Raw genomic sequence first — 23,489 nt, forward strand, 5'->3', positions numbered from 1 at the left:
GCCTATGCTCCCGCTCCACTCGCATGTCGACCTCATCTCCCGCCGAGACACACGCGCAGCGCCCGCTGACCGCCCAGGACGCCAAGACCCTTGGGCTGGCGGCCCTCGGGGGCGCGCTGGAGTTCTACGACTTCATCATCTTCGTGTTCTTCACCCAGGTCATCGGCGCGCTCTTCTTCCCTCCGGATACTCCGGACTGGCTGCGACAGTTGCAGTCCTTCGGCGTGTTCGCGGCGGGCTATCTGGCGCGACCGCTGGGCGGCATCGTGATGGCGCACTTCGGTGACCGCGGCGGACGCAAGCGCATGTTCACGTTGAGCGTGTTCATGATGGCGGTTCCCACGCTGCTCATCGGTCTGCTGCCGACGTACGCGACGGCGGGACACATCGCGCCGGTGGCCTTGCTCATCCTGCGCATCTTCCAGGGCGCGGCGGTGGGCGGTGAGGTGCCAGGGGCGTGGGTCTTCGTCTCGGAGCACGTGCCGGAGCGGCGCGTGGGATTCGCCTGCGGCACGCTGACCTCGGGGCTCACGCTGGGCATCCTTCTGGGGTCGCTGGTGGCGACGGCCATCAACACGTTCTTCGTCCCCGCGCAGGTGCGGGACTTCGGCTGGCGCATCCCGTTCCTGGTGGGCGGCGTGTTCGGATTCCTCGCCGTGTTCCTGCGGCGCTGGTTGGCGGAGACGCCGGTGTTCGAGGAGATGCGCCGACGGCACGCGCTGGTGAAGGAGCTGCCGCTCAAGACGGTGCTGCGCGGCCATGGGCGCGCGGTCGTGGTGTCCATGCTGCTCACCTGGGTGCTCACCGCGGCCATCGTCGTCGTCATCCTCATGACGCCCACGCTGGTGCAGACCTTGTTCAAGATTCCCTCGGCCGTGGCGCTCGGCGCGGGCAGCGTGGCCACGGCGGCGCTCACCGTGGGGTGCATCTGCTTCGGGCTGATGGCGGATCGCTTCGGCGCGGGGCGAGCCCTGGGCGTCGGGTGTCTGGCCCTGCTCGCGACGACGTATGCCTTCTATCTCGGCGTGGCTTCGCAGCCGGAGCGCATCGTCCCGCTCTACGCGCTGGTGGGCTTCTGCGTGGGCGTGGTGGGCGTGGTGCCCACGGTGATGGTGCGAGCGTTCCCGGCCGAGGTCCGCTTCTCCGGGCTGTCGTTCTCATACAACGTGGCCTACGCCATCTTCGGCGGGTTGACCCCGCTGGTGGTCACGCTGCTGATGAAGGCGGACCCGCATGCGCCCGCGCACTATGTCGCGGCGCTGTGCGCCCTGGGGGTGGGCGTCTCGCTCTATCTGGTGGCGAGTGGCGGAGTGAGCCATCCGATGGCGCTGCGCTCCGAGGCCGAGCGATGAACCGCGAGGAGGCCACGCAGGCCCTGGAGCTGTTGCGGCGGGTCGTCACCCAGGCGCGCGACGACACGGCCTTGCAGAACTGGGGCCTCATCTGGATGGTGCACGCGTTCCTGAACGGCGGCGGCTTCCTCGCCACCGATGCGCTGTGGGCGCGCGGACTGCGCGAGCCCGGCCCCTACATGCTGCTGTGGGGCGTGCTGCTCGGGTGCAACTTCGCGAGCATCTTCTTCATGAAGCGCGGCCAGACGGCCGGGGTGCGCTCGTTCATCGAGCGGCAGATCTGGGCCATCTGGACCAGCTTCATCGGATGCATGGTGTTGGTGGCGGTCCTCAATCTGTTGCTGGGATTGGATCGCCTGTTCTTCCCGTCGGTGGCGTGCGTCCTGTTCGCCATGGCGTTCTGTGGCATGGGCGCGCTGATGGGGCGGGGCTGGTATGCGATGGCGGCGCTGTTCGGGCTCGTCTCGCTGGGGATGACACGCGTGCCGGAGCATGCCTTCGGGGTGCTGGGCGGGCTGTGGTTCCTGGTCCAGTTCTGCTCGGGGTTGGCGCTGCACCGTGCGCGCATCCGGAGGATCGCGGCCGAGGGCCTGGGGCCGCGGCTCGTATGACGCCTGAGTCGCTCGCGGCCCTCGTCGCGCTGGCGATTTCGCCGAGTGGCCTGCCGCGCGTGGAGGCTGAGCGACGGCTGCGAGAGGCGGGCGTGGCGGATGCGGACGCGGCGCTGCGCGGGCTCGTGGCCGCGGGCCATGCGCGCGTGGAGTCTCGGGGCACCTGGAGGCTCACCCCTCGGGGACACGATGCGCTGCGCGAGGCCCATGCCGCGCTGGCGCTCGCGCACGATGCGAGCCCGAGCACCCCGGGGATGGAGACATGCCCGTCCGTGCCGTGGCTCACGCAAGTGCAGACGCACTGGGTGGAGGCCGTGTCCCTCAACTACGCGGTGTCGCCCGAGCGGCTCGCGCGCCTGCTGCCCGCGCCGCTGGAGCCCGAGGTGTTCCACGGCACGGCCTGGGTCCAGGTGTTGATGTCCTCGCTGCGAGACATGCGCCCGGTGGGCGTGGCGCCGGTGCTGGGCGTCTGCTTCTACCAGGTGAGCTATCGCGCGGCGGTCCGCTATCGCAACGCGCGCGGAGACTGGCGACGCGGCGGCTACTTCGTGCGCAGCGAGACCAATGATCCGGTCATGCGACGCGTGGGCAACGCCCTCGTCGAGTTCAAGTTCCACGCCTTCGGCGAGGCGCAGATGGTGATGGCGCGCGAGGGGAACCTGCTGACGACGGCGGTGGACCCCGAGCCCTCACATCCAGGGGGCCGCCTGGTGGGCGTGTTCGACACGCGGCCGAGCACACGACCGCCCGAGGGCAGCGTGTGGAGCGGGCTGGAGGCGCTGCACGAGCCCCTCGTCGAGTGCTACGACGCGCTCGGCGTGGCGGACGGGTACGTGTACGTGCTGACGATTGACCGGGCGCCGTGGAACGCGCGCTTCGTCACCCCGGTGCAACTGTATTGCGAGTACCTCCAGGAAGGGCCCCTGGCGGATGGGGCTCGGCTGGACTCCGTGCTTCACCTCACCGAGTGTGCCTACCGCTGGCGCCCCCTCCGGCGTGAGCGGCACGGGGCATGACGGACGAAAGGGACGGCGGAGCGCTTGACCCTCGCGCGCGTCCGGGGGAAGAGCCGGGCGCATGAAACCGTGGGAGACCCTCGACAGCGCCCGAGTTCCAGACGTGGGCGAAGTCATCCTGGCGCGGCGCTCGGACGAGTACGTCCTGCGGGTGCGCGGGCAGATCCTCATGTCGAGCCGGCAGCATGGCTCCGAGGAGGCCCTGGCCGAAGCGGGCTGCGCGCACCTGTCAGGCCAGGGCGGGGGGCGGGTGCTCGTGGGCGGCCTGGGCTTTGGCTACACGGTGCGGGCGGCGCTGAACCGCCTGGGGCCCGAGGGCCGCGTGACGGTGGCGGAGCTGCTGCCCGCGGTGGTGGCGTGGAACCGAGGACCGCTCGCGCCCCTGGCGAGGGCGCCGCTCGAGGACCCGCGCGTGACGGTGGTGGAGGGGGACGTGGGGGCGTTGATGGCTCGGCACTCCGCGGTCTTCGACGCCATCCTGCTGGACGTGGACAACGGGCCGGTGGCCCTCACGCACCCGGACAATCATGCGCTGTACGGCCTGGGCGGCCTGGCCCGAGCGGCGCGGGCGCTGCGGCCTCAGGGGAGGCTGGTGGTGTGGAGCGCGGGCCCCGCGCCGGGCTTCGAGAAGCGGCTGGGCATGGCGGGGTTCACCACCCAGGTCCTGAACCCGGCCGCGCATGGCACCAAGGGCACGCGGCATACGCTGTTCGTGGGGCGGCGCGCGTGAGGCACGTGTCCGGCGGCCGCGCCAGGTGCGGAACACCATGAAGCTCTCGGGCGTCTCGGTGCTCACGGTCGTGGCGTTGCTGGTGCTGGCCTTCGAGCTGGCGCTGGCGTTCTGGCCCGTGCCCGGCAAGTACCCGTGGACGTTGCCCATGGTCATGGCGGCGGCGGGCGCGGGGATGGCGCTGCTCGGCCGAAAGAATGATGTCGCGTGCTACGGGTTGGGGCTCGCGACGGTGGCGGGGCTGGCCGCCTGGACGGTGAAGTCGCTGGGCGACCTGGGCGTGGAGGTGGCGTTCCTGCTCGCCGCGGGGATGCTGGGCCTGCCCATGGGCATGGTGGTGCTGGCCATGGGGCGCTCAGGGCGCGCCGACCCTTACGGCGACTGAGTCGCGGCTCAGCCCTCGTCGCCCAGGCCGTACTCCTTGAGCTTGCGTGCGAGCGTGTTGCGGCCGATCTCCAGCGCCTTCGCGGCGGCGGTGCGGTTGCCCTTCACGGCCTCCAGCGCGCGCAGGATGTGGCGGCGCTCCACCTCGGCAAGCGGCAGCAGGGCGGGCTCGTCGCTCACCCGCACCGGGCTGGGGGCGCTGGCCGGCGCGCGTTCCAGGGTGGGCAGGGGCAGGTGCTCCTCGAGGATCTCTCCCTCACAGAGCACCACGGCGCTCTCGATGCAGTTCTCCAACTCGCGCACGTTGCCGGGCCAGCGGTAGCGCTTGAGCCGATCCAACGCTGCCGCGCTCAACCTGGGCGGTGGCAGCCGGTGACGCCGCGCCACCGTGGCGACGAAGTGCCTTGCGAGCCGCTCGATGTCCTCGCCGCCGCGCTCGCGCAGGGGCGGGAGGACCAGCTCCACGACCTTGATGCGGTAGTAGAGGTCCTCGCGGAAGCGCCCGTCCGCGACCATGGCCGCCAGGTCGCGATGCGTGGCCGCGACGATGCGCACGTCCACGCGCACCGCCTGCGTGCCGCCCACGCGCTCGAACTCGCGGTCTTGCAGCACGCGCAGGAGCTTGCCCTGCACGGGCAGCGGCAGCTCGCCAATCTCGTCGATGAACACCGTGCCGCCGTCCGCCGCCTCGAACTTGCCGGGCATGCGGTGGTCCGCGCCGGTGAAGGCGCCCTTCTCGTGGCCGAACAGCTCGTTCTCGATGAGCGAGGCGGGCAGGGCGGCGCAGTCCACCTTCACGAAGGGGCGGTCGCGCCGTGGGCCGTTGACGTGCACCGCTCGCGCGAACAGCTCCTTGCCGCTGCCGCTCTCTCCGCGCAAGAGCACGGTGGCGTCCGTGGGCGCGGCCTTCTGCACCAGCCGGTAGAGCGCCTTGAGGGGCGGCGCCTCGCCGATGATGTGATTGAAGAAGTAGGCCACGGGGGCCTGGGGTTGATCCTTCGCGCGCTGCAGCTCCGAGTACAGGCTGGTGCGCTGGAGCGCGGTGCTGACTTGCGCGGTGATGCTCGTCAGGCGCTCGGTGTCGTCGGCGGTGAAGCGCCCGCCACCCAAGCGGTTGAGCACCTGGAGCACCCCGTAGACGGCGCCGTCCGCGTCGCGCAGCGGCACCGCCAACAAGCTGGTGGTGCGGTAGCCCGTCATCCGGTCGATGTCCGCGAAGAAGCGAACCTCGCCGCGCGGATCCGGCACGTTGATGGCCTCGCCCGCCTGCGCGACGGTGCCCGCCACGCCCTGGCCCAGCTTCACGCGGATCTGCGCCAGCTCCGGCAGGTGGGCCGCGCGGCTGAACAGCTCGTTGCGCGATGCATCCAAGAGCCACAGCGTCCCTCGGTCCGCCTGCATCGTGGCAGCGATGCGGTCCACCAGGTTCTGGAGGAACGCATCGAGGTCCACCTCACGCCCCACGAGTCCGCCGAAGGGGAGCAGGACCTGCGTCACATCCGTGGGCTGGGGCATGGAGGGCAGCGAGGGCAGGAGGAAGGCCGCCGGGGAACCATAGCGCATGGCTCCCGCCTCACGCGCCCGCCGCGCGGCCCAGGAGCAGCCGCTGGCCCTCGCGCGCTGGCTCGGTGGGGGCGAAGTACGCGCGCGCCTGCTGGGCCATGTCCTCCACGACCTCGTCCGGGTGAGACGGATCATGATGGAAGAGCAGCAGCCGCCCCGCGCCCACGGTGGCGGCCACCCGCGCCGCGTCCAGGTTCGTCGAGTGGCCCCAGCCCTTCTTCGGCATGCCCTTGCGCCCGTCGTACTCCTCCGGCGTGTACTGGGCATCCAGGCACAGCGCGTCCACGCCCTCGAAGCCCCGCGCGATGTCCGGCACCAACTGTCCGGGCGCCAGCTCCACGTCCGTGGCGTAGACGAACGAATGTCCATCCGCTTCCACGCGGTAGGCCATGCATCCGTTCGGGTGCGGCACGTCCAGCGGCGTGACGCGGAACGGGCCCGCCTCCACCGTCCGCCCGTGCTCGGCGGATCCGAAGGTCATCTTCGAGCGCATGGTGGACAGCGGCACCGGGAACTGCGGCGGCTGCATCTGCTGCGCGAGCGTGGACTCCAGCGCCTGCGCGCCGTTGCTGCCCGGGCCGTACAGCGTCAGCTCCGTGGTGGGCAGGTACGCTGGCGTGAAGAAGGGAAAGCCCTGCACGTGATCCCAGTGCAGGTGCGAGAAGAACAGCGTGGCCTTCTGGGGCGCGCCCTCGCGCAGCATCACCTCGCCCAGCCCGCGGATGCCCGTTCCCGCGTCGAGGATGATCCGATGCCCCTGGCTCGTCACTTCCACGCAGGCCGTGTTCCCCCCGATGCGCGAGCCCGACACCGCGATGCTGCCCCGAACTCCGAAGAAGCGGATTTCCATGACCAATCTCCTGGCGCCCGGCGACCGTAGTCGGCGCGCCTGACGCGGGGGACCGGAGCACGGGCAGTGCCAGGGCCAACCCCTGGAAATCGTTGGAGAGGGGCGCGGGGTGGGGGGCCCCTGCGCCATTCTGGGGCGCTCGGGATGGCGCGGGGTGCGCCAGTCTGGGGCAACGAGGGGTGGGGGGCTTGAGATATAGGACGGGGCATGCCGTCGATCGCGTTCTCCACCATCAAGGGAGGGGTCGGAAAGACCACCCTCTGCGCGCACGTGGCCGCGGCCCTGGCGGACGCGGGGCACCGGGTGCTGCTGTTGGATCTGGATCCGCAGGCCCATGCCTCGCTGGTGCTGGGGCTGGAGTCTCGCGAGGGGCCGTGCGTGGCGGATGCGCTGGGGGCCCGGCCCGCGCGCCGGATGGATGATGTGGTGGTGGTGTCCCCCAAGCGCCCGGGTCTGTTCATCGCGCCCGGCGCGCCGCGCATGGCCACGCAGGAGCGCGAGCTGTTCCAGTGGGGGCACCGCCTCCAGGCGATTCCGCGCGCGCTCAAGACGCTGAGCTGGACGCCGGACGTGGTTCTGATGGACACGCCGCCGAGCATCGGCGCGTTCACCGAGGCGGTTCTGAGCTACGCGGACCTGGTGGTCGCCCCCGTGCCCACGGGCGCGTTCGCGCTCCAGGGGCTGGGTGAGATTGAGTCGGCGTGGCGCGGGATTCGCGAGCAGGGCGGCGAGCTGGTGGCGGCGATCAACCTGTGGGATCGCCGGACCACCGCCACCAACGACGCCATGGACGAGGCCCTGAAGGACTCGACCGTCCCGGTGCTCCGCACGCGCATCCCCCGCTCGGAGTCCATCAACCAGGCGGGGCTGGGCTACGAGGTCGTCTTCGACACGAGCCCGGCCGCGCCTGGAGTGCAGGAGCTGCGCGCGCTGGCGCAGGAGCTGGCCAGGCGCGCCGGGGTGCGCTGAGCGCTGCGCTCAGGCGCGATCGCGGTCCGGGCGCACGGCGACCTTGCGCCCACGCACGGTGGCCTGCTTCAGCGCGGCGATGATGCGTGACGCCTCGCGCTCGGGGACCTCCACGAGCGAGTAGGTGTCCGCGATGTGGATGGCGCCGATCTGCGAGGAGTCCAGCCCGGACTCGCCGGCGATGGCACCCACGAGGTCCGCGGGCCGCATGCCCGCGTTGCGCCCGGCGTTGATGTGCAGCCGGGTGATCTCCCAGTCCTGGGGACCGCCTCGGCGCCGAGCCGGGGCGCCGCGATCGGGCCGCTCGGCGCGCTCGAACCTGTCGCCTCGCTCGGTTCGCTCGCCTCGTTGGGGGGGCTGCGCGCGGGCGAACCCGGGGCGCTCCGGGCGCTCACGCCGCTCGGAGGGCGGCGGCAGGGTGGGGATCTCCTCCTCGGCGCTTTCGTGGCCCTCGTCCCGAGCCTCCTGGAGCAGCTTGAGGGCGGCGGCGGCCACGTCCAGCACGTCGAACTCGGAGGCGAGACCCTCGACCACGCCACGGAAGGACTCCAGCTCTCCGGCGAGCAGGGCCTCGCGCATGGAGGCGCGCAAGAGGTCCATGCGCCGCACCCGGAGGTCCGCGACGGTGGGCACGGTGGCCACGTCGATGCGCTGGCCGGTCAGCTTCTCGATGTTGCGCAGCAGCCGGTGCTCGCGGGGCTCCAGCAGCGTGATGGCCACGCCCTCGCGCCCGGCGCGGCCCGTGCGCCCGATGCGGTGCACGTACGCTTCCGGGGCGTTGGGGACGTCGAAGTTCACGACGTGCGACAGCCGCGGGATGTCCAGGCCGCGCGCCGCCACGTCCGTGGCGATGAGCAGGTCGGTGCCCTGCGACTTGAGCTGCTTGATGACCCGGCCGCGCTGCTCCTGCGTCATGCCGCCGTGCAGCGCGTGCGCGCGCCAGCCGCGACCGTTGAGGGACAGGGTCAGCTCGTCCACCTCCGTGCGCGTGCGGCAGAAGACGATGGCGGCGCTCGGCGCCTCCAGGTCCAGGACGCGGCCCAGGGTGGCGACCTTGTAGGCGCGCGGGACGACGTACGCCGTCTGGCGCACGCGCGGCATCGAGCCCGGCTCCACCTTCTCCTTGGCGATCTTCACGCGCACCGGGTTCTTCAGGTGGCGCTCGGCGATGCTCGCGATGCGGGGGGGCAGCGTCGCGGAGAACAGCGCCGTCTGCCGGTCCTCGGGCGTCTCGGAGAGGATGGCCTCCAGGTCGTCCGCGAAGCCCATGTCGAGCATCTCGTCCGCCTCGTCGAGCACCACCGTCTGCACCGAGTCCAGGCGCAGCGTCTTGCGGCGCAGGTGGTCCAACGCGCGGCCCGGCGTGGCGACGACGACGTCCACGCCGCGCTTGAGCACGCGCAGCTGCCGGCCAATCTCCTGGCCGCCGTACAGCGGCAGGGCGCTGATGCCCAGCTTCTGGCCATAGCGATGAATGGCCTCGGACACCTGCATGGCCAGCTCGCGCGTGGGCACGAGCACCAGCGCGGACGTGGCGTGGGGGCCAGCCTGGCCCGGGGTGATGTGGTGGAGCATCGGCAGCGAGAAGGCGGCCGTCTTTCCGGTCCCGGTGGCGGCGATGCCCAACAGGTCCTTGCCATCCAGCAGGGGCGGCAGGGCGGCCCGCTGGATGGGAGTGGGCTCCTCGTAGCCGAGGGTGGTCAACGCCTCGACGAGGGCCGGCTTGAGGCCCAGGCCGTCAAAGCCAGCATCAGAGGGGGGATTGGGGGCAGTCACGCCGCGGCTTGTAACACCTTCCTTCGCCTCAGGAGGCAATGAGGTTCGTGAGGGCGTCCCTCCCCGGACACCCGGGATGTTCAGCGACCCCGGTGAATCCAGGGATGCGTGTCGGGCTCCCACCTCGGAATCCCGCTCGGAGGGGGCTCCGGTGAGGGTGGCCCAGGCGCGCTGCATGCGGGCGAGCGGCCGGCGCAGACTCGCCTGGAATCGGGTGGTCAGCTCCGTCCGGGCCCTGGCCCACACCGAGGCGAGCGACGGGCGGTGCGTGACGACGGTGGCGACGAAGAGCGTATCCGGAGGGCTGTCCGACAGCCCGCTCGCCCCGATGGAGTAGGTGATCCGAGCGACGCCATCGCGGTGCAGGTGCAGTGTCATCCCAGGTTCGGATGAGCCAAGGTTTCCCGCCACCACGGCGGTCCAGACCGACTGAGGACTCGCAAGGGCGGGCGGGGTGCCGCTCGCCTCCGACGGAGACGCGGCGTGGAGCAGCAGGAACAGGGAAACGAGGGTGTGCATGGGGCCTCCTCGCGCGACGTGCGACGTTTATACGAAGTGCTTCGTAGATGTCTACGAAGAAGTTCGTAAGTTCGACGTCAGAGCGGTGGCGCGTCGACTCCCGCCTCCGAGCGCTCAGGAGGGGGAGTCTGGGACTCGGGCCCTACGGGTGGAAGCGGACGAGGGTGCCCTGCTGTCCGCTGGCCCAGATCTCCGTCGGCGTCGGGCCATCGATGGCGGTCAACCCCGTGACGCCGCGATAGGCCGTCACCCAGGCGGCCCCGCCATCGGAGAACCGCACCTCGCCATCGCTGGCGACGGCATAGATGGCGTGCCGGCCATAGGCCACCACGCCCGTCGCATCCCGGGGCGTGCCGGTGGCGTCCGTGAGGCGCGGGAGCATTCGCCAGGCTCCGTTCGCGCGCTCCAGCACCAGCCCCTGGTCACCCACCGCGTAGGCCGTGCGCGCATCCACCACGTGCACGCCGCGCAGGAACCCCGCGCCCGTGTTGCCCAGGGCCTCCGAGGTCCAGCTGCCGGTGGCCACGTCGAAGCGGAACGCCCGGGGCTGCGGCGAGTCCACGCCCTGATCCAACGCGCCCACCGCGAGCAGCGTCTGTGGGCCCGGCGCGCCATGGATGGCGCGCAGGTTGACGCCCAGGTTCGCCACCTCCACGGGCGCGGCGGCCGAGGGGTAGTCCCAGCGCAGGACACGGCCACTGCTCGTCACGGCATACAGCGTGGTGCCGTTCCCGGCCTCGAAGCCCACGAGGCCGTTGATGCTGGCGCTCATGCCGGCGAGCGACACCACCGCGCAGTCCTCGGTGGCCGTGCGCGTGGCGATGCGCCCGTCGTCAGCGCCCAGGAAGACGCGGCCCGAAGCCGTCGCCCACGCGGACCTCCAGTTGCCCGCGCAGGTGAGGGGCGTGCTCGCGGCGCCGTCCACATCCAGGAGCTGCTGCTCCTCGCCCGCGAACCACGCCTTGCCCGCTCCATAGGCCGCCACGGCGTTCCACCGCGTGCTCGTGGCGGGCGCGTTGGCCAGGGGCGCCCATGTCAGCACGCAACTGGCGCTGTCCACGTGTCCGTCGCAGTCGTTGTCCATCCGGTCGCAGACCTCCGAGAGGCCCTGGGCCACGAAGCGCGAGCTCTCATCGCAGTCCTCGGACACGTGGGTGGCGCCCGGGGCGGGGGACACGCAGCTCGGAGCGGTGCTCGTCCCCGCGCGGCCATCACCGTCCTCGTCCACGAACCACGCCTGGGGACTCTGCGAGCCCAGACACGCCGAGGCCAGGCCGCTGGCCGCGCAGGCATACGTCCCGGGGCACTGCTGCTCCGTGACGCAGGCCTGGCCCACCCGGAAGGGCTCGTCCTTGGTGCCGTCGCAGTTCTCATCCACGCCGTCGCAGCGCGTCTCCTCCTGCCCGGGGTGGATGCTCGCGTCCGAGTCATCGCAGTCGCCGCCCTGCGCCGCCGCGTTCGCGGGCCGGCCACAAGCGGGGAAGGGCGTGGTGCCGTAGCCGTCCCCGTCGCGATCCACGTACCAGAGCTGATTGCCGGAGGCATCCGCCTCGCCCTGGGAGCAGTTGTTGTCCACGCCGTCGCAGACCTCGGGGGCCTCGGGGTTCACGTCCGCGCGGGTGTCGTCGCAGTCCGTGCCGCCCTGGGCCGTGGAGATGAAGCCGTCGTCGTCGAGGTCCTCGGCGCGCAGGTCCATCTCCACGTCCAAGCGGCCCTCGCGCGGCACCGTCGCCGTCACGGTCTGCTCGGCCACCACGGGCCCCGCGCAGGAGCGCTCGCGGGCCTGCACCGTCAGCCGCAGGTCCTGGCTCCAGCCCTGCTGCCGGAACACCGCGACCATCCGTGTGTCGCTCTGGCGCGTGGCGTCCACGGAGATGGGCGTGTGAGCCTCACGGCTCGTGTCAGCCACGTCACGGGCGGTCAGCGTGAGACAGGCCGGCCGGAACGTCGCGTAGAAGACGAGGACGCGCAGCGCGCCCGTGCGGGGATCGTCCTTGGGCTCGCGCTTGCACGCCGCCATCGACACACACAGCAAGCCCAGCAGGAATAAACGCATCGCGGAGGCATTCTGGGGCACGCCGCGTGCCCCCGGAGAAGCGCGGTGAGGACGACTACCGAGGAGAATCACGTCGTACCCTTAGACCGTGCCGCCGGCCATCGTCCAGGGTGGAACGCGGTCAGGGAACCCCGTGGGCCATGCCCGTGATATGGCCCGCCGACCCGCCACCACCGGCTCGAACACCTTTTTGCCCATGCTCACCGACGTCCGCCGCCCCCTCCTCGCCGCGCCCTTGTGTGCCTGGCTCACCCTGATTCCAGTCGGAGCCCGCGCCGAAGCCCCGGCCACCGAGGCGCCGCTGACGCTCGAGCGGGCGGTGGCCCTGGCCGCGGAGCGCAACGAGAGCGTCCTGTCCGCCGACCAGCGCGCCCAGGCGGCCGATGCCCGCGTGGCCCGCGCCCGCGCCTTCTTCTTCCCCGAGCTGACGGCGAGCGGCACCTACACGCGGCGACTGCACCAATCGACGCGCGAGGTGGGCGGGCAGACCGTGGTGCTCCAGAAGTACGACGCGCTCGGTGCCAACTTCACCGGGCGCATGACCCTGTTCGACGCGCGCGGCTTTCCGCTCTACACGGCGGCGAAGCTGGAGGGACAGGCGGCTCGGCTGGACGTGCGTGAGGCGCGCCGGCAGGTGCAGTTCGAGGCGGCCAACGCGTTCCTCATCAGCCTGGAGAACCAGCAGGTGGCGAGCGCCGCGGAGCAGCGGCTCGCGTTCGCGCGCCAGGGGCTGGAGGACGCCCAGGCGCGGGCCAGGGCTGGGCTCTCCAGCTCCAACGACGTGACGCGCGCGGAGCTGGAGGTGGCCACGGCCGAGTCGGGCCGGGCCTCGGCGCTGGGCACCGCGCAGACGAGCAACCTGGAGCTGGGCTACCTGCTGGTGGAGCGGGTGGGGGACTCGCTCGCGCCGCCCGATGTGCTGTTGGCGGAGGCCGCGCGCCCGTCGCCCGCGCTGGACGTGCTGACGCAGGGCGCGGCGGACAAGCGGTTGGACATCCTGGCCGCGCGCCTGCGCGTGCGCTCGCTGGAGGCCAATGCCCGCGAGCCGCTGGCGCGCTTGCTGCCCACGCTGGGCGCCACCGCGCAGTACAAGCTGACCAACGAGGCGGGCCTCACGGGCCGCGTCGGAGATGGCTTCCTGTCGGTGGACCTCACCTGGAACCTGTTCGACGGTGGCGAGCGCTATGCCGAGCGGCGTGAGCGCGTGGCCAACACGCGGGCGGCGGCGCTGGACGAGCAGGCGCGCACCCGCCGCGTGGATGTGGACATCGAGCGGGCGCGCGTGGCACTGGAGACGGCTCGGGCCGCGCTGGCGCAGAGCGATCAGGCCGCTCGGGCCGCGCGCAAGAACGCCGAGGAGACCGGCGTCCTCTATCGCCAGGGGTTGTCCACCGCGCTCGCGGTGGCGGACGCCTCGCTCCGGCTCTTCGAGGCCGAGGTGACCCTGGCGAGCAGCCGGTATGGACTGGGCGTGGCGCTGCTGGGGCTGCGCGCATCCGTGGGACTCGATCCGCTGGGGAAGGAACCGTGAAGGCAATGCGACGCGCTGGAATCGTGGTCCTGTCGGTGGCTGTGCTGGCCACGGGCGCTGGTTGCAAGAAGGACGAGGCGGGCGCGCCAGGAGCCCCGCCGGCCGCGGGCAAGGGTGGACCGGGAGGCGGCCGTGGTCCGCTCCAGTTCCCCGTCGAGGTGGCCCCCGTGGAGGCGCGCGACGTGGAGTATGTCGTCAGCGCGGTGGGCTCGGTGGATGCCTTCGAGCGCGTGCAGATCACCGCGCGCGTGCCGGGCGCCGTGGAGCGCGTGCTCTTCATGGAGGGGCAGGCGGTGAAGCGCGGCGAGGTGCTCGCGGAGATCGAGCCCAACCGCTACGCCATCGCGGTGCGCGCCGCCGAGGCCGCGCTCCAGAAGGCCCAGGCCTCGCTGGCGGATGCGCAGGCCGGCGCGCAGCGCCGCTCGGCGGTGAACACGGAGCGCCCGGGCCTGCTGCCCGCCGAAGAGCTGCAGACCTACAACGCGCGCGCGGCCACGGCGCAGGCCGAGGTGGCCGCGGCGAAGGCCGCGCTGGAGCAGGCGCAGCTCAACCAGCGCGACGCGTACGTGAAGGCGCCCATGGACGGCGTGCTCCAGACGCGCACGGTGCAGACGGGCCAGTACCTCCAGCCCGGCGCGGTGATGGCCACGCTGCTGCGCCGGGAGCCGCTGCTGCTGCGCTTCAACGTCCCCGAGGCGGACGTGGCGCGCATCCAGCCGGGCATGACGGCGCGCTTCACGGTGCGCTCGGATGGGGGCGCGTACGCGGGGAAGATCACCCACGTGTCCGCCAGCGCGGACGACCAGAGCCGCATGGTGGCCGTGACGGCCGAGGTGACGGGCGCGGACGCGGCTCGACTGCGGCCCGGCGCGTTCGCCACGGTCAACGTGCCGGTGGAGACGCGCGGCGGCAGCCCCGTGGTGCCGCAGACGGCCATCCGCCCCAGCGAGCGCGGCTTCCTCGCCTTCGTGGTGGTGGGCGACAAGGCGCGTGAGCGCGTGCTGGACCTGGGCATGCGCACCGCGGACGGCCGCGTGGAGGTGCGCGACGGCCTGAAGGCCGGAGAGCAGCTGGTGGTGCGTGGCGCCGAGGCGCTCCGAGACGGCGCGGCGGTGCGCGTGACGCAGGGCACCGGGCCTGCCTTCACCGGTGAGCCGCGACAGCAGACGCCCGCCGGGGCGGATGTCGCCGGGGGCGCCCGGCCATGAACATCACCGAGGTCTGCATCAAGAAGCCGGTCCTCGCCTGGATGATCATGGCGGCGACCATCGTCTTCGGGCTGGTGGCCGCGCAGCGCATCGGCATCAGCCAGTTCCCGGACGTGGACTTTCCCACCATCAACATCGGGGTGACGTGGGAAGGCGCCAACCCGGAGGCGGTGGAGAGCGACGTCATCGAGCCCATCGAGGAGGCGGTGACGCAGGTCGAGGGCGTCAAGAGCATCACCTCCACGGCGCGCCAGGGCGGCGCCAGCATCACGGTGGAGCTGGACCTGTCGCGCAACGTGGACCTGGCGCTCCAGGACGTGCAGACGAAGGTGAGCCAGGCGCAGCGCGCGCTGCCGCGGGACATCGATCCGCCCGTCGTCTCCAAGACGAACCCGGAGGATCAGCCCATCATGTGGCTGGGCGTGTCCGGCCCCTTCGCGCAGCAGGTGGTGGGTGACTTCGCCCGCTACCGGGTGAAGGAGCAGCTGCAGACGGTGCCCGGCGTGGGCGAGGTGCAGCTCGGCGGCCTCTTGGAGCGCAACGTGCGCATCTGGGTGGACGCGCAGAAGCTGGATGCGCACGCGCTCACCGTGGAGGACGTCATCAACGCGCTCCAGCGCGAGCACGTGGAGCTGCCCGCGGGCCGCATCGAGACGCAGGGCCGCGAGGTCAACGTCCGCGTGCTCGGCGAGGCGTTGGACCTGGAGACGCTGCGGCACATCGTGCTGCGCGAGCAGAGTGGTCAGCCCGTCTACCTGAGCGATGTGGCGCTGGTGGAGGACGGCTTCGAGGACGTGCGCCGCATGGCCCGCGTCAACGGCGAGCCCGCGCAGGGCCTGGGCATCAAGAAGCAGCGCGGCGCCAACGCGGTGGCCGTGGCCCAGGGCGTGCGCACGGAGCTGGCGCGCATCCAGAAGGAAGCGCCGGCCGGGATGACCATCGGCATCAACTTCGACTCGTCGCAGTTCATCGAGGAGAGCGTCCACGAGATCGAGTTCGAGCTGATGCTGGCGTGTCTGCTCACCGCGCTCGTGTGCTGGGTGTTCCTCGGCTCGCTGTCCAGCACGCTCAACGTGGTGCTCGCCATCCCCATGTCGCTGCTCGGCACGGTGGCGGTCATCTACTTCCTCGGCTTCACGCTCAACACCTTCACGCTCCTGGGGTTGGCGCTGGCGGTGGGCATCGTGGTGGACGACGCCATCATGGTGTTGGAGAACATCTTCCGACACTCGGAGGAGGGGAAGGAGCGGGTGCGCGCCGCGCGCGAGGGCACCGCGGAGATCACCTTCGCCGCGCTGGCGGCCACGGTGGCCGTGGTGGCCATCTTCCTGCCCGTCATCTTCATGAAGGGCATCATCGGCCGCTTCTTCCTCCAGTTCGGCGTCACGCTGTGCGTGGCCGTGCTGCTCTCCTACGTGGAGGCCATCACCCTGGCGCCAGCGCGCTGCGCGCAGCTGTTGCGCACCACGCGCGAGGGCCGCGGCCGCGTGGGGCTCGCGGTGGACCGGGCCTTCACCCGCCTGGAGCATCTGTACGCGCGCGTGCTGGCGTGGGGCCTGAAGCGCCCGTGGCGCGTGCTGGGCAGCGCGTCGCTGATGTTGCTGGCGAGCGTGTTCGCCTTCCGCGCCCTGCCCGGGGAGTTCGTCCCGTCGCAGGACCAGGGGCGCCTGGTCATTCGCCTGCAGACGGCGGTGGGCAGCAGCCTGGACGAGACGAACCAGCTCTTCAAGCAGGCCGAGGAGTTCGTCATGCACCGCCCCGAGGTGGACCGCGTGTTCGCCGTGGTGGGCGGCATGGGAGGCTCGGGTGTGAACACCGGCATGCTGATGCTCACGCTGGTGCCGGCGAAACAGCGCATGACGCAGGCCGAGTTCCAGCAGGTGCTGCGCAAGGGCCTCAACGCCTTCCCCGGCCTGCGCGCCGTGGTGCAGGACCTGTCGCAGAGCGGCTTCACCGCGCAGCGTGGCTTTCCGGTGGAGTTCAGCGTGCGCGGCTCGGATTGGGACCGGCTGGTGGATGCCAGCCAGGAGATGCGCGAGAAGCTCCAGGCCAGCGGCAAGGTGGTGGACGTGGACACCGACTACCAGCTGGGCATGCCCGAGCTGCGCATCACCCCGGATCGGGCGCGCGCGGCGGACCTGGGCGTGCCCATGCAGTCGGTGGCCTCCACCATCAACGCCCTGGTGGGCGGCGTGCGCGTGGGCAAGTACAGCACCGGCGGGCGGCGCATCGACGTGCGCTTGCGGCTGATGTCGGGGCAGCGCTCGCGGCCGGAGGACTTGTCGCTGCTGAAGCTGCGCACCGCGAGCGGCGCGTTGGTGCCCCTGTCCACGCTGGTGGCGCAGGAGGAGCGCCCCGCGCTCCAGGCGATCACGCGCCGGGACCGTGAGCGCGCCATCAGCATCTTCGCCAACGTGTCGCCCAGCTCGAATCAGGAGGAGGCGCTCGCCACGGTGGAGCGGCTGGCCAAGGACCTGCCCGGGGGCACCCGCGTGGTGGTGGGCGGCGCCAGCGTGGCGTTCCGCGAGTCGATGAGCAGCCTCGTGTTCGCGCTCTTCCTGGGGATTGGCGTCGCGTACATGGTGCTCGGCGCGCAGTTCAACTCGTTCCTGCACCCCGTCACGGTGCTCACCATCTTGCCGCTGTCGGTGGCGGGCGCGTCCTTCGCGCTGTTGGGCACCGGGAGCACGCTGAACATCTTCAGCATGATTGGCCTCTTGCTGCTGATGGGCATCGTGAAGAAGAACTCCATCATCCTGGTGGACTACGCGCTCCAGCAGCGCGAGCTGGGGGCGAACGCCGAGGAGGCCATGCTGCGGGCCGGCCCGGTGCGCCTGCGGCCCATCCTCATGACGTCCATGGCCACCATGATGGCCGCGGTGCCGGCCGCGCTGTCGCTGGGCGCGGGCAGCGAGACGCGCGCGCCCATGTCCATCGCGGTGCTCGGCGGCCTGTCCGTCTCCACCGTGCTCAGCCTCCTGGTGGTGCCCGCCTTCTATGTGGTGGCGGACCGCATCAAGACGCGGCTGGGCGGTGGCAAGGCGGACGCGGAGTCCGCTCCGGCCGAGGTCGCGCACCCGGCGCCGCACGGGTAGGGGCGCTCAGGCGGGCGAGGGGCCTGGCCCGTCGCCCGCCGTCCCGTGCCAGGGAGGAGGGCCGTGCGCACCGTGACTGGCGGTGGACGGCCCCACGCGGGCCAGGAGGCTCTCCATGGCGCAGCACCCCGACGTTCCCCGCGATCCCGACACGGTGCCGGTGAAGGAGCGCGACGAGTCCGCGGAGCTCCAGCCCTTCCTCGACGAGCTGCAGAACAGCCAGGAGCTGCGGGTCAACGGGTTGGATGCGCGCGACGCGGCCAGCGCCGTGCTCTGCACGCTGGCGCGGCGCCTGTCCGACGGCGAGGACGTGAAGCTGATGCGCGCGCTGCCCGGCGGAATCGGGCAGCTGTTGGGCGCGTGTGAGATTCACCGCGGCCCCTCCCACGCCAAGCGCATGCACCGCGCCGAGTTCATCGGCGATGTGGCGGACCACCTGCGCATCCCGGTGGACCAGGCGTTCCGCGTCCTCACCGCCGTCTTCACGGCGGTGCGCGACCGCATCCCCGAGGACGAGGTGGCGGCGGTGGCCTCGCAGCTCCCCGCCGACCTCGCGGACCTCTTCCGCCGGCCCGTGTAGCGCGGGCCTACAGGCGGAAGCCGACCTGGAGGGCCAGTCCGGGGTACTGGTCCACCGCGCCACCGGCGACGCGCGAGTCGCCCACCTCGGGCTTGAACTTGAAGAAGTAGCGCTTCAGCTCGGTGGACAGGCGCACATCCAGGTTCTGCGTCAGGCGGTACGCCAGCCCGAGGCTCGCGGTGATGCCGCCCATGGACGTGTGGGGGAACCACTCGTCGGACGACAGCTCGCCCGCGCCGAGCGGCAGGAGGTAGCCCACGCGCGCGCCCACCTCCACCTTGCGCGTCACCGCCATGCGCAGGCCCACGTCCACGCCCACTTCGTCATAGGCCACGTTGGGCACGTCCGCGGGGCGCGAGCCGTCCTCCGCGGGATCGATGCGGAAGGCGTGCTGGCCATAGGTGCCGGAGAAGTCCACCGCGCTGCGGCCACCGGAGTCGAGCGGCAGCACGTAGCGCAGGCCCACGCGCCACTCGCTGGCCACCGTGGGGTAGCGCGTCGCGCCCGTGGCGCCGGTGGAGTGGAGCACGAGCGAGCGCTCCATTCCGCCCGTGAGGCCCAGCCGGGTCATGGGGCCATGCGAGAAGGCCGCGGCCGGGTAGACGGTGAGCGTTCCGGCCACCTGCGGCGCGCCGGGCAGCGCGTAGCCCGCCACGTCCTTGCCCAGCGTGTACGGCCGCAGCGTCTGGAAGACGTCGTCGCGGTAGCGCAGCGTCCGGCCGAGCAGCCGCAGGCCCACCGCGCCTTCCACGATCGTCGAGCGCTCCGGCGACAGCTGCGGCATGGGCGTCGCGTCGTCGTCGGGCGTCGCCGGCTTCTCGGGCTGGGCGGCCACGACGACGGGCGGCTTCGACACGGGCTTGCGCGTCTCCGCGGGCGGTGGCGTCGGGGGCGGCTCGGCTGGTGGCGGAGGCGAGGTGGGCCGCGTCGCCGTGGCGGGCTTGTCCGTCAGTTGGGTGGCGGGCTCCAGCGGCGTGACGTCCGGGCTCGCCTCGGCGGGCGCGCGCGCCTTGCCGAGTCCACGCTCCACGGCGGGCCACTGCCGCTTCACCGAGGCGGGCACCGTGCGCGCCGAAGGCACGCGCGCGGCGGCGGGCGAGGCGAGCGCCTTGCCGTCATTGCCATTGCGCACGGAGAGGCGCAGCTGCTGCTTGCCCGCGGGGCCGGACGTGTCCACGACGATGATCGCGGCGAGGTTCAGCTCGCGCGCGACGTCCGCGGCGCCGTCGGCCTGGGTGGGGTCCTCGCCGTGCCGGGACGCGGCGGCTCGCACCTGCGACTCGGGCACCAGCGTGTAGCGCGCGGCGCGGCGGGCCAGCTCGGCCTCCACGGCGGTGCGCGCCTCGGCGGCCAGCGGCCCGGAGGCGAGCACCGCCACCCGGAGCTGCTCGCTCTTCTTGCCCGCCGAGGGCCTGGCCTTGGCGGTCTTCTTCGTCGCGCCGGCCTTCTTCGTCGCGGTCGCGGCGGGGCGGCTGCCCTTGCGCGCCGTGGGAGCGGCCTCCGACGTGGGCGCGAACACCAGCGCCGCGCCGAGCGCGGACACCGAGAGGAGCGCTCGACCCGAGCGCCACGAACGCGACAGGCGGAACGGGCTCATGGCGCACCCGCCTTGCCGGCGGTCAGCCACGCGGAGAGGCAGGCCACCTGAGCGGAGCTGAGCGCCTGTCCGCCCTGGGGCATGCGCACGCCGCACGATGGGTCCGCGCCCAGCTTCTGGAGGAAGTACGAGCCGGCCGGGTTGCTCGAGTCCGCGAGCGGGCGCTGCTGACCGCAGCTCGTGCTCGTGGTGGTGAAGAGGCGCCCGGGTAGGCCCGCGGCCTCCAGGTCCAGGTCACCCAGCTTCGACGCCGTCGAGTGACAGGAGAGGCACTGGCTCTGGATGATGCTTTGCGCGGTGGTGCCGCTGGGGCACCCGGTGCTCTCCCCGGTGAAGCGCTCGGGGTCATCGAGGGCGCCGGCACAGCCAGCGGTGAAGGAGAACCCCAGGGCGAGCAGCACAGTCGCCAGCGGAGCTCGGGACGGACGGCGGGCAGGAGCGTTCGCGAACAAGTCGGCCATCTTGGAAGGGAAGGGAAACGGGGCCTTCAGCCTAGCCCGGCGCCCTGCGCGGCGCAGCCCCGAACACGCACGGTACGCACGTGTCACGCGCACCCGAAGCCACCCGGGTCCGCCGCGCTTCAGGGGGTTGGCGGCTACCGGTGTTTCTTGGTGAGCCAACGGCTGACGCTCACCTTCCCCAGTCGCCCGCCGAACAGGTACCAGGTGATGGCCGCGCCAAAGAGCGCCGCCGCGAAGGCGATGCCCACCACGCCCAGGACGGGGACATTGCCGTACATGGGCGGGCGGGGCGCGAAGGCGATGAACGCCCCGACGATGAACCCGCAGGCGCACAGGCCCAGGAAGGCGATGACGGCCGCGCTGCGCAGGTTCTCGTTGAGCTTGTCGAACTGCTCGGCGCGCACGTTGACGCTGAACTTGCCGGACTCCAGGTCCAGGAGGATTTGCGACAACTGCGTAGGCAGGTCCTGCGCCAGCGATTGGAAGCGCAGGAGCGTGCGCATCAGCCCGCCCTGGAGCTGCGTGGGGTCGTACCGCCCGGCGAGCAGCTCCTTGGCGTAGGGGAGCGCGACCTCCAGGATGTTCAGCTCCGGGTAGAGGCCCCGCAGCATGCCCTCGGTGGAGATGGAGGCGCGCGACAGCAGCGCGTACTCCTTGGGGATGCGGATGCGGTACTTGACGGCCAGGTCCAACAGGTCGCGCAGCAGCGTGCGCGCGTCCACCTGCCCCAGCGTGGTGGGCAGGTGCTGGCCGAGGATGCCTTCAATGTCGTTGCGGAAGCCCACCAGGTTGGCCCGCGCGTCGGGCACGCCCACCCGGTAGAGGATGCGCGCCACCGAGTCGCTGTCCTTCAGCGCCACCGCGAGGCACAGCATCACGAGCGTCTCCTGCATGGGGCGCGTGAGCCGGCCCACCACGCCGAAGTCGAGCAGCGCCAGCCGGTGGTCCTCCATGAGCAGGATGTTCCCGGGGTGGGGGTCGCCATGGAACAGCCCGTCGTCGAAGAGCTGCCGGAAGCTCGCCTCCACGATGTTCTGCGCCAGCTGCTTGCGCACCGCATCCGAGAGCTGCGCCGGGTTCACCTTCACGCCGCGGATGAACTCCAGCGTGAGCACCGTGCGACTGGACAGCTCCGAGTAGACGCGCGGAATCTTCAGGTACGGCCGCTCGCGGTGGTTCTCCAGGAACGCGCGGACGTTGGTGGCCTCGTTGACGAAGTCCAGCTCCTCGTGGATGGCGCGGTCGAACTCGTCCACGATGCCGCTGGGCGTGTACACGCCCGTCTCCTCCACCACCGCCTCGAGCAGCCTCGCCAGCGAGCGCAGCACGCCCAGGTCCGAGTCGATCTGCGCGGCGATGCCCGGCCGCTGCACCTTCACCACGACTTCCTCGCCCTCGAGCGTCACCGCGCGGTGCACCTGCGCGATGGAGGCCGCGGCCAAGGGCGTGGGGTCAATCTGCGCGAACAGCTCGGAGGCGTCCTTGCCCAGCGAGCCGCGAATCTGCGCGTGCACCTCCGCGAGCGGGATGGGCTCGACGTGGTCCTGGAGCGTGGACAGCTCCTCCACGTACTCGGCGGGCAGCAGGTCCGCGCGCGTGGAGAGCACCTGTCCCAGCTTGATGAAGGTGGGGCCCAGGTCCGCCAGCAGCATGCGGAAGCGCCGGGCCGTCGACGCGCGCTGCGCCTCCGGCGAGACCTCCACCTTCTCCTTGCGGCCCAGCATCCGCCACAGCCCGGCGCGCTCCGCCATCTCGCCGAAGCCGTGGCGCGCGGCGATGACGGTAATCTGGCGGACGCGGTTGAGGTCCTGGAGGATCATTCGGGAGACGCCACGGCGCGGGAGGGCTTCGTCACGAAGCGCAGCAGAACGTAGCCCACCACCCCCGACAGGAGCGAGCCCAGGAGGATGCCCAGCTTCGCCTCGGTCAAGAGCACGGGCTGCGTCGGGAAGGCGAGGCCCGCCACGAACAGGGCCACCGTGAACCCGATTCCCGCCACCACCGAGACCCCGTGCAACTGGCCCACGCTCGCGTTGCCCGGTGGGCTGGACACGCCCAGCTTCACCGCGACCCAGGTGAACACGAAGATGCCCACCTGCTTGCCCACGAAGAGGCCAAAGAACACGCCCAGGGTGAGCGGGGACAAGAGCTCCTCACGGCCCATGCCCGCCAGGCTGATGCCCGAGTTGGCGAGGGCGAACAGCGGAACTATCCCGAACGCGACCCAGCGGTGCCACAGGTGCTCGAAGCGGTTGAGCGGGGGCTCGATGTCCTCCAGCGCTTCTTCGATGTGGAGGATCTGCGCGCCCCGGCGCGTCTCGTCCTCGGGCTCGCTCACGCAGGTGTTGAGATAGGACTGCAGTTCCTGCAGCACGTCCATCCCCCGGCGCGTGGGGCGTGAGGGAATGCACAGCCCGAGCACCACGCCCGAGAGCGTCGCGTGGATGCCACCGTGGTGCATGCAGTACCAGAGCGCCGCGCCGGCCAGCGCATAGGCCACGCCCCAGCGGACGGAGAAGAGGTTGAAGCCCACCAGCACGAGCACCACGCCCGCCGCCGCGAGCAGCCACACCGCGTGCAGGCCCGTGCCATAGAAGAGGGCGATGACGAGGATGCCGCCGATGTCATCGAAGATGGCGAGCGCGGTGAGGAACACCACGAGCCCATGGCCCACCCGCTGCTTCACCAGCGTGAGGCACCCGATGGCGAACGCGATGTCCGTGGCCATGGGGATGGCCCAGCCCCCTTGGGCCGGCGTGCCCGCGTTGAAGGCGAGGTAGACGAGCGCGGGGACAATCATTCCGCCCAGCGCGGCGATGAGCGGCAGCACGGCGCGCGAGAACGTGCGCAGCTCGCCCGAGGACAGCTCGCGTTTGATCTCCATCCCGACGAGGAAGAAGAACACCGTCATCAACCCGTCGTTGATGAACTCGCGGAAGGTGAAGTGGCCCTCGGCGCCGGCGAGCGCCACGGAGAGCGGCGCGTCGAAGACGGCCGTGTACGTGGCGGCCCACGGGGAGTTTGCCCAGACGAGCGCGGCCAGGGCGCACAGCGCCAGGAGGATGCCGCTGCTCGCCTCCAGGCGGAAGAAGGCCTGCAAGGGGGCGAGCGCCACCCGGAACAAGGCGGGCACGGGCGGCGGGGGCCGTGGCTCGGGAGCGGGAGTCGTGGGGGGCGTCGCCATCGAGCCG

18 protein-coding genes are annotated in these 23,489 nt (G+C 71.7%); 10 read left to right on the forward strand and 8 right to left on the reverse strand.

Going from position 1 to position 23,489, the window contains the following annotated elements; all coding sequences use genetic code 11:
• The first annotated feature begins 23 nt into the window (after positions 1 to 23).
• From KRR26_RS03440 to KRR26_RS03460, 5 genes are all read left to right on the forward strand, one after another.
• Complete coding sequence (locus tag KRR26_RS03440; protein ID WP_217079109.1) at positions 24 to 1,352, forward strand: MFS transporter; 1,329 nt, start codon at positions 24 to 26, stop codon at positions 1,350 to 1,352.
• On the forward strand, positions 1,349 to 1,963 hold the full coding sequence (locus KRR26_RS03445) for a hypothetical protein (RefSeq protein WP_120203965.1): 615 nt from the start codon (positions 1,349 to 1,351) through the stop codon (positions 1,961 to 1,963). Before KRR26_RS03440 ends, KRR26_RS03445 begins: the two co-directional genes overlap by 4 nt.
• The gene (locus KRR26_RS03450; RefSeq protein ID WP_120203967.1) at positions 1,960 to 2,979 is read left to right on the forward strand and encodes a DUF2071 domain-containing protein; all 1,020 of its coding nucleotides are present in this window, start codon (positions 1,960 to 1,962) and stop codon (positions 2,977 to 2,979) included. The genes KRR26_RS03445 and KRR26_RS03450 overlap by 4 nt, the downstream gene beginning before the upstream one ends.
• Positions 2,980 to 3,040: 61 nt before the next feature.
• Positions 3,041 to 3,709 carry a spermidine synthase gene (locus KRR26_RS03455; RefSeq protein WP_120203968.1) on the forward strand — a complete coding sequence of 223 codons (669 nt, stop codon included), beginning with the start codon at positions 3,041 to 3,043 and terminating at the stop codon, positions 3,707 to 3,709.
• 37 nt (positions 3,710 to 3,746) lie between these two features.
• Positions 3,747 to 4,094 (forward strand): hypothetical protein, encoded by a 348-nt coding sequence (locus tag KRR26_RS03460; protein ID WP_147422908.1) that lies wholly within the window; start codon positions 3,747 to 3,749, stop codon positions 4,092 to 4,094.
• Positions 4,095 to 4,102: 8 nt separating this feature from the next.
• Here the strand turns inward: KRR26_RS03460 and KRR26_RS03465 are convergent, their stop codons facing one another.
• Both KRR26_RS03465 and KRR26_RS03470 read right to left on the reverse strand, forming a co-directional pair.
• Positions 4,103 to 5,656 (reverse strand): sigma-54-dependent Fis family transcriptional regulator, encoded by a 1,554-nt coding sequence (locus KRR26_RS03465; protein WP_120203972.1) that lies wholly within the window; start codon positions 5,654 to 5,656, stop codon positions 4,103 to 4,105.
• Between the two features lie 10 nt (positions 5,657 to 5,666).
• A complete protein-coding gene (locus tag KRR26_RS03470; protein ID WP_120203973.1) occupies positions 5,667 to 6,506 on the reverse strand; it encodes an MBL fold metallo-hydrolase in 840 nt (279 codons plus the stop codon).
• A 207-nt stretch (positions 6,507 to 6,713) separates the two neighbouring features.
• Between KRR26_RS03470 and KRR26_RS03475 the strand changes: the two genes are divergently transcribed.
• Positions 6,714 to 7,475, forward strand: coding sequence for a ParA family protein (locus KRR26_RS03475; RefSeq protein ID WP_217079110.1), 762 nt, complete (start codon positions 6,714 to 6,716; stop codon positions 7,473 to 7,475).
• Positions 7,476 to 7,484: 9 nt separating this feature from the next.
• Here the strand turns inward: KRR26_RS03475 and KRR26_RS03480 are convergent, their stop codons facing one another.
• Positions 7,485 to 9,251, reverse strand: coding sequence for a DEAD/DEAH box helicase (locus KRR26_RS03480; protein ID WP_233576757.1), 1,767 nt, complete (start codon positions 9,249 to 9,251; stop codon positions 7,485 to 7,487).
• A gap of 661 nt (positions 9,252 to 9,912) precedes the next feature.
• Entirely contained in the window at positions 9,913 to 11,826 is a 1,914-nt protein-coding gene (locus tag KRR26_RS03485) for a putative metal-binding motif-containing protein (protein WP_217079111.1), read from the reverse strand.
• A 196-nt stretch (positions 11,827 to 12,022) separates the two neighbouring features.
• Between KRR26_RS03485 and KRR26_RS03490 the strand changes: the two genes are divergently transcribed.
• The 4 genes from KRR26_RS03490 to KRR26_RS03505 all read left to right on the forward strand — a co-directional run bounded on the left by KRR26_RS03490 (position 12,023) and on the right by KRR26_RS03505 (position 18,240).
• On the forward strand, positions 12,023 to 13,357 hold the full coding sequence (locus KRR26_RS03490; protein WP_199723708.1) for a TolC family protein: 1,335 nt from the start codon (positions 12,023 to 12,025) through the stop codon (positions 13,355 to 13,357).
• 5 nt (positions 13,358 to 13,362) lie between these two features.
• The gene (locus KRR26_RS03495) at positions 13,363 to 14,565 is read left to right on the forward strand and encodes an efflux RND transporter periplasmic adaptor subunit (RefSeq protein WP_120203980.1); all 1,203 of its coding nucleotides are present in this window, start codon (positions 13,363 to 13,365) and stop codon (positions 14,563 to 14,565) included.
• The gene (locus KRR26_RS03500; RefSeq protein WP_120203981.1) at positions 14,562 to 17,660 is read left to right on the forward strand and encodes an efflux RND transporter permease subunit; all 3,099 of its coding nucleotides are present in this window, start codon (positions 14,562 to 14,564) and stop codon (positions 17,658 to 17,660) included. The genes KRR26_RS03495 and KRR26_RS03500 overlap by 4 nt, the downstream gene beginning before the upstream one ends.
• 115 nt (positions 17,661 to 17,775) lie before the next feature.
• Positions 17,776 to 18,240 carry a DUF2267 domain-containing protein gene (locus KRR26_RS03505; RefSeq protein WP_217079112.1) on the forward strand — a complete coding sequence of 155 codons (465 nt, stop codon included), beginning with the start codon at positions 17,776 to 17,778 and terminating at the stop codon, positions 18,238 to 18,240.
• 7 nt (positions 18,241 to 18,247) lie between these two features.
• Here KRR26_RS03505 and KRR26_RS03510 read toward each other — a convergent pair whose 3' ends face one another.
• The 4 genes from KRR26_RS03510 to nhaA form a co-directional block, all read right to left on the reverse strand.
• Positions 18,248 to 19,837 carry a hypothetical protein gene (locus KRR26_RS03510; protein WP_217079113.1) on the reverse strand — a complete coding sequence of 530 codons (1,590 nt, stop codon included), beginning with the start codon at positions 19,835 to 19,837 and terminating at the stop codon, positions 18,248 to 18,250.
• Entirely contained in the window at positions 19,834 to 20,289 is a 456-nt protein-coding gene (locus KRR26_RS03515; RefSeq protein WP_147422909.1) for a hypothetical protein, read from the reverse strand. Before KRR26_RS03515 ends, KRR26_RS03510 begins: the two co-directional genes overlap by 4 nt.
• A gap of 143 nt (positions 20,290 to 20,432) precedes the next feature.
• Positions 20,433 to 22,118, reverse strand: coding sequence for an ABC1 kinase family protein (locus KRR26_RS03520; protein ID WP_120203988.1), 1,686 nt, complete (start codon positions 22,116 to 22,118; stop codon positions 20,433 to 20,435).
• Complete coding sequence (gene nhaA / locus KRR26_RS03525; RefSeq protein ID WP_120203990.1) at positions 22,115 to 23,482, reverse strand: Na+/H+ antiporter NhaA; 1,368 nt, start codon at positions 23,480 to 23,482, stop codon at positions 22,115 to 22,117. Before nhaA ends, KRR26_RS03520 begins: the two co-directional genes overlap by 4 nt.
• Positions 23,483 to 23,489 lie beyond the last annotated feature (7 nt).

It is taken from the genome of Citreicoccus inhibens (assembly GCF_019039035.1).
Classification (GTDB): Bacteria; Myxococcota; Myxococcia; order Myxococcales; family Myxococcaceae; genus Citreicoccus; species Citreicoccus inhibens.

What these genes read in the sequence shown, in the direction of transcription:
- KRR26_RS03520 (WP_120203988.1), bottom strand. Translation starts at nt 22,118, where the DNA reads ATGATCCTCCAGGACCTCAACCGCGTCCGCCAGATTACCGTCATCGCC.
- KRR26_RS03465 (WP_120203972.1), bottom strand. Translation starts at nt 5,656, where the DNA reads ATGCGCTATGGTTCCCCGGCGGCCTTCCTCCTGCCCTCGCTGCCCTCC.
- KRR26_RS03455 (WP_120203968.1), top strand. Translation starts at nt 3,041, where the DNA reads ATGAAACCGTGGGAGACCCTCGACAGCGCCCGAGTTCCAGACGTGGGC.
- KRR26_RS03495 (WP_120203980.1), top strand. Translation starts at nt 13,363, where the DNA reads ATGCGACGCGCTGGAATCGTGGTCCTGTCGGTGGCTGTGCTGGCCACG.
- nhaA (WP_120203990.1), bottom strand. Translation starts at nt 23,482, where the DNA reads ATGGCGACGCCCCCCACGACTCCCGCTCCCGAGCCACGGCCCCCGCCG.
- KRR26_RS03485 (WP_217079111.1), bottom strand. Translation starts at nt 11,826, where the DNA reads ATGCGTTTATTCCTGCTGGGCTTGCTGTGTGTGTCGATGGCGGCGTGC.
- KRR26_RS03475 (WP_217079110.1), top strand. Translation starts at nt 6,714, where the DNA reads ATGCCGTCGATCGCGTTCTCCACCATCAAGGGAGGGGTCGGAAAGACC.
- KRR26_RS03510 (WP_217079113.1), bottom strand. Translation starts at nt 19,837, where the DNA reads ATGAGCCCGTTCCGCCTGTCGCGTTCGTGGCGCTCGGGTCGAGCGCTC.
- KRR26_RS03490 (WP_199723708.1), top strand. Translation starts at nt 12,023, where the DNA reads ATGCTCACCGACGTCCGCCGCCCCCTCCTCGCCGCGCCCTTGTGTGCC.
- KRR26_RS03460 (WP_147422908.1), top strand. Translation starts at nt 3,747, where the DNA reads ATGAAGCTCTCGGGCGTCTCGGTGCTCACGGTCGTGGCGTTGCTGGTG.
- KRR26_RS03440 (WP_217079109.1), top strand. Translation starts at nt 24, where the DNA reads ATGTCGACCTCATCTCCCGCCGAGACACACGCGCAGCGCCCGCTGACC.
- KRR26_RS03445 (WP_120203965.1), top strand. Translation starts at nt 1,349, where the DNA reads ATGAACCGCGAGGAGGCCACGCAGGCCCTGGAGCTGTTGCGGCGGGTC.
- KRR26_RS03505 (WP_217079112.1), top strand. Translation starts at nt 17,776, where the DNA reads ATGGCGCAGCACCCCGACGTTCCCCGCGATCCCGACACGGTGCCGGTG.
- KRR26_RS03450 (WP_120203967.1), top strand. Translation starts at nt 1,960, where the DNA reads ATGACGCCTGAGTCGCTCGCGGCCCTCGTCGCGCTGGCGATTTCGCCG.
- KRR26_RS03500 (WP_120203981.1), top strand. Translation starts at nt 14,562, where the DNA reads ATGAACATCACCGAGGTCTGCATCAAGAAGCCGGTCCTCGCCTGGATG.
- KRR26_RS03470 (WP_120203973.1), bottom strand. Translation starts at nt 6,506, where the DNA reads ATGGAAATCCGCTTCTTCGGAGTTCGGGGCAGCATCGCGGTGTCGGGC.